Origin of the sequence: Streptomyces boncukensis (genome assembly GCF_011045075.1) — a bacterium.
Classification (GTDB): domain Bacteria; phylum Actinomycetota; class Actinomycetes; order Streptomycetales; family Streptomycetaceae; genus Streptomyces; species Streptomyces boncukensis.
On record NZ_JAAKZZ010000575.1, the window covers coordinates 1 to 4,262 of the forward strand.

Here is a 4,262-nt window from a genome sequence, read left to right on the forward strand (position 1 = left end):
CGAACCCCCAGCGCCCCGTCTCCCGCCCCGGGCGGCGGTGTTCCGGTGGGTCCGGCGTCCGTCCCGGGCCAGGGCCAGGGCCCTGGCCCGGGGGTGACGGACGCCGGTGCGGCGGCGGATGGTGCTCCGGTGGCCGGCCCGGCGGCGGGAGCTCCCGGTCCGGACAGCGGCGTTCCGGCCTCCGGGGCCGGTCGCGGCGCCCCGGGGGCCGGGACAACGGCCGGTTCCGGGTCCGGCGGAGTGCCGGAGGCCAGGGCCGGTGGCGGTGAGCGGGGCGTCGTGGTGTCCCGCCGCCCCGAGGCGGCGGCCGGCGGCCAGGACGCCGGTAACGCTCCCGCCCCGGCTCCGCGGCCCGCCGCCGGGCAGGTCCCGGCCCAGCAGGCGGCGCCCGGCGGTTCGCGGGACGAGGTGCGGTATCCGCCCACCCCGTGGGCCCAGCAGATTCACGAGCTCGCCACCTCACACACCGGCCCCGCGCCCGCGGCACCGCTCAGCCCCGCGCCCGCCGCCGGACTGCCGTCCGTACCGGCCGCCGAGCAGGACGCCGTCGTGCCCTGGCGGCCGCCTGCCGCCGACCCCTTCGCGCAGATCCAGCGGCAGGCGCGCCCGGCGGGGCTGGGCCGCCGGCTCGCCGCGCGCCTCGTCGACCTGGTCGCGACGCTGGCTGTGGGCGGCGCGGTGGCGTACCCGTTCGTCGACAGGGCGGCCGACCACATCGACGCCAAGGTCGACGCGGTGGAGCAGGCCGGGGTGACCAAGCAGGTCTGGCTGATCGACGGGACGACGGGCGGCTATCTCGCCGTCGTCCTGGGGACCCTGCTGCTGTTCGCGCTGCTGTACGAGGTGCTGCCGACCGCCCGGTGGGGGCGGACGCCGGGGAAGAAGCTGTTCGGCGTGACGGTGCTGGACGTGGAGCGGCAGGAGGTGCCGGGGTTCGGGACGGCGCTGTCGCGGTGGCTGGTCTACGGGGTGCTCGGGGTGCTGGCCGTGGGGGTGGTGAACGTCGCGTGGTGCGTCTTCGACCGGCCCTGGCGCCAGTGCTGGCACGACAAGGCCGCGCGGACTTTCGTGGCCCGGCCCTAGGGGGTACTCGGGGGTCCCGCTGTGGCTTGGCGCGTCCCGCGGCGAAGCCGCAGTGGATACGAGCCGCGGGCCCCTTCGGGGCACGTTGCGGCTGTCACCCGGTCGGCCCGCACAGGATGCGGGCCGACCGGCCGGACGATGCACTCGGGCCATGAGCACGGAGCAGCCCGAGAGCGACCCGTTCCGGAAGCCCGACCAATCCGGAGGCGAGGGGGCGCCTCCGCCCCCTCCGCCGCCGTCCAACGGAGGGGGCGCCGCCGGTCCGTACGCCGCCGGTCCGTACGGAGGTGGCCCGTATGACGGTGGACCGTACGGCGACAATCCGTACGGCGGCACCCACGGCGCGGCGGATCCCCTCGCGGGGATGCCCCCGCTGGCCTCGCGCGGCAAACGCCTCGTCGCCCGGATCATCGACGCCGTCATCATCGGCGTCCCGGTCGCCCTCGTCGTCGGCCTCTCCGAGGGCGGCTACTCGACCGACAGCGGCCAGACCTACTGGCAGCAGGCCGTCTACACCCTCGCCTACTTCATCTACGAGGGGCTGATGCTGACCACCCGGGGGCAGACGGTCGGCAAGATGGCGATGAAGATCCGGGTCGGCATGCTGGCGAACGGCGCGGTGCCGGCGGGCTCGCCCGGATGGTTCCGGGCGGCCACCTACTCGCTGCCCGCACTCGTGCCGTGCCTCGGCTTTCTGTTCTGGTTGGTGAACGTGTTGTTCTGCACCTGGGACAAGCCGTATCAGCAGTGCGTGCACGACAAGGCCGCGCGGAGCGTGGTCGTCGCGACCGGCTGACCGCCGGACCGGCTCGGCGGCGCAGGGCTCAGCGGCGCAGGGGGCCCGGCGGCACAGGGCTCAGCGGCGCAGGGTGGGCTCCGGCAGCCGGGCCGCTCCGGTGGCGGCCGATGCCGGGGCGCGGTGCCGCACCCGGACCGTGGTGGTGTGGGTCCGGGCGGGGGAGGTGCCAACGGCACGTGCCTCCCGGCGTTTTGACCGGGCCGCCGGGACAGCGAGTGCGACGAGTACGCCGAGCGCCAGCGCCGCGAACGCGATCACTGCCACACCGAGGCCCGAACGGGCCTGCGACAGCAACAGCATGAGGAACGCGGAGCACATGACGGTGGCAGATCCGTAGGCGAGCTGTGCGGGGTTCGGACGCGGCATGGCGGATCCGTCCTCGGGGGGTGAGGTCAGGGGCGGACGTCGAACTGGTCGTTGTACGGCCCACGTTCCCTCGGTACAAACGGGGCGCCATCGAACGACTCTACGGTCCTGGCTGCCCAGCCGAAAGCACGGTAAGCGTGACCTTACGCACGGTGCTGTTGCACGGGGGGCGCACTGGCGCACGAAGGGCCAACTGTCCCAACTACCGGACACTGCGGCCCTCTTGCGTGATCCTCCGGACGCTGCGGCCACGGCCGTGCGCACCGGCGCGGGCGCGGCGCGTCGGCGCGGTCCTCCATGGCCGGTGCCGAGGGTGCTCCAGTGTTCGCAACCGTTATCTGACGGGGAGTTGGGCGCCATTGGTCCGACCAGGGGCCACCCGATCGAGCCCCGGGTGGGGCCCCTCCCTCCCAACTATGGCCCACCGGCTCGCGGTTGGCTCCCGCTCGGCGGAGAAGGCGCTCCCGTGCGCGGGTTTTCCGGGGCGAGGGGCGCCAATGGGCGGGAGAAACCCCAGCTCATAGTGTATAGAGCAGGAATCGGGGCATAGTACGATCAAAGTCGCGAGATGGGTGATCGGGCCACCCCTGCACATGCCTATGTCATGATCCACTTTGGGGTCCACGGAGTCGGTGATCATGACCCGTACAACCCAGGGATGAATTTGTTTGCATCGTTGCAGGTCAAAACATGATCACCCGTTACCCCCTGGCGGCCGGGCTCCGATCGCGTTTAGATGCCTCCTGTGGGGGTTCCTCGCCGGGCCCGCACACGACCACCCGAGGCGAGTACGGGGGAGCTGATGACCATGGCAGGAGGCGGATACGCGGGGTTGCCCGACGGCAGCGTGATCGTCGCGCTGACGCTGCCCCGGCCGCGCCCGCAGGGCGCGGCCGGCACGGGCGCCGGACGGCTCTCCGGCGGGCTGCGCGCAGGGCGCGGGGCGGCCCCCGGGGGAGCGGGCGCGCCGCTGCGGCCCCGCCGCTGGTCGGCGGCGGCCGACGAGCCGCACACGGTGCGTGCGGCGGCTCCGCGGCGGGCGGGCGACGAGCCGCGGGTCCGTGTCCTCGTCCACTCGCGCAACCGGGCGCGTGCCCTGACCCGGCTGCGGAACCTGGGGCTCCGGGCGATCTATCTGAAGGGGAACGCCGAGCCGCCGACGGCCGACGAGATCACGGCCGTGCTGCACCATCCGGACGGGCTGGTGTGGCGGGCCGTCCCCGAGGACGACCGCGAGTCCTGGCACCCCATCGCCACCCTGCTGAGAGTGGCCGCACCGTAGGCGCGCCCCTGGCGGGGCACGGGGCCGCCCGGAGCGCTCCGGTCAGCCGGAGGAGACCACCGGCTTGCCGGTGAGCTCGACCCCGGCGTCCCGCAGCTCGTCGAGCGCCCGCAGCGTCGTACCCTCGGCGACCCCCGCCGTCAGATCCAGCAGCACCTGCGTGCGGAACCCCTCGCGCGCCGCGTCCAGCGCGGTGGCCCGTACGCAGTGGTCGGTGGCGATACCGACCACGTCCAGCTCCGTCACCCCGTGTGCGCGCAGCCAGTCCGCCAGCGGTACGCCGTGCTCGTCCGCCCCCTCGAAGCCGCTGTACGCCGCCGTGTAGGCGCCCTTGTCGAAGACGGCGTCGATGGAGCCGGAGGCGACGGCGGGGGCGAAGTTGGCGTGGAAGCCCACGCCCTCGGTGCCCGCGACGCAGTGCCGGGGCCAGGTGTGCTCGAAGTCGGGCTGCTCGGAGAAGTGCTCCGCGGGGGAGATGTGGAAGTCGCGGGTCGCCACCACGTAGCGGTAGCCGGCCGAGGCGTCGCCGATGAGGTCGGTGACGGCGGCGGCGACATCCGCGCCGCCCGGGACCGCGAGGCTGCCCCCCTCGCAGAAGTCGTTCTGCACATCCACGACGATCAGTGCCCGGTGCATGGTGCACACCTTTCGGTCGACTCGTCTTAGAGCGTAGACACTCGAAGACACATGCGGCAGTGCGCCGCCGCTGAACGAGTGCCCGGCGGCACCCCG

5 protein-coding genes are annotated in these 4,262 nt (G+C 73.8%); 3 read left to right on the forward strand and 2 right to left on the reverse strand.

Annotated elements, in window-relative coordinates; all coding sequences use genetic code 11:
• The first annotated feature begins 240 nt into the window (after window positions 1-240).
• Entirely contained in the window at window positions 241-1,083 is an 843-nt protein-coding gene (locus G5C65_RS40555) for an RDD family protein (protein WP_165302593.1), read from the forward strand.
• A 151-nt stretch (window positions 1,084-1,234) separates the two neighbouring features.
• On the forward strand, window positions 1,235-1,879 hold the full coding sequence (locus tag G5C65_RS32260; RefSeq protein WP_165302594.1) for an RDD family protein: 645 nt from the start codon (window positions 1,235-1,237) through the stop codon (window positions 1,877-1,879).
• A gap of 60 nt (window positions 1,880-1,939) precedes the next feature.
• Here the strand turns inward: G5C65_RS32260 and G5C65_RS32265 are convergent, their stop codons facing one another.
• The gene (locus tag G5C65_RS32265; RefSeq protein ID WP_165302592.1) at window positions 1,940-2,248 is read right to left on the reverse strand and encodes a hypothetical protein; all 309 of its coding nucleotides are present in this window, start codon (window positions 2,246-2,248) and stop codon (window positions 1,940-1,942) included.
• An 802-nt stretch (window positions 2,249-3,050) separates the two neighbouring features.
• Between G5C65_RS32265 and G5C65_RS40860 the strand changes: the two genes are divergently transcribed.
• Complete coding sequence (locus tag G5C65_RS40860; RefSeq protein WP_420903384.1) at window positions 3,051-3,530, forward strand: hypothetical protein; 480 nt, start codon at window positions 3,051-3,053, stop codon at window positions 3,528-3,530.
• A gap of 42 nt (window positions 3,531-3,572) precedes the next feature.
• Here the strand turns inward: G5C65_RS40860 and G5C65_RS32275 are convergent, their stop codons facing one another.
• Window positions 3,573-4,166, reverse strand: coding sequence for an isochorismatase family protein (locus G5C65_RS32275; RefSeq protein WP_165302595.1), 594 nt, complete (start codon window positions 4,164-4,166; stop codon window positions 3,573-3,575).
• Between the last annotated feature and the right edge of the window lie 96 nt (window positions 4,167-4,262).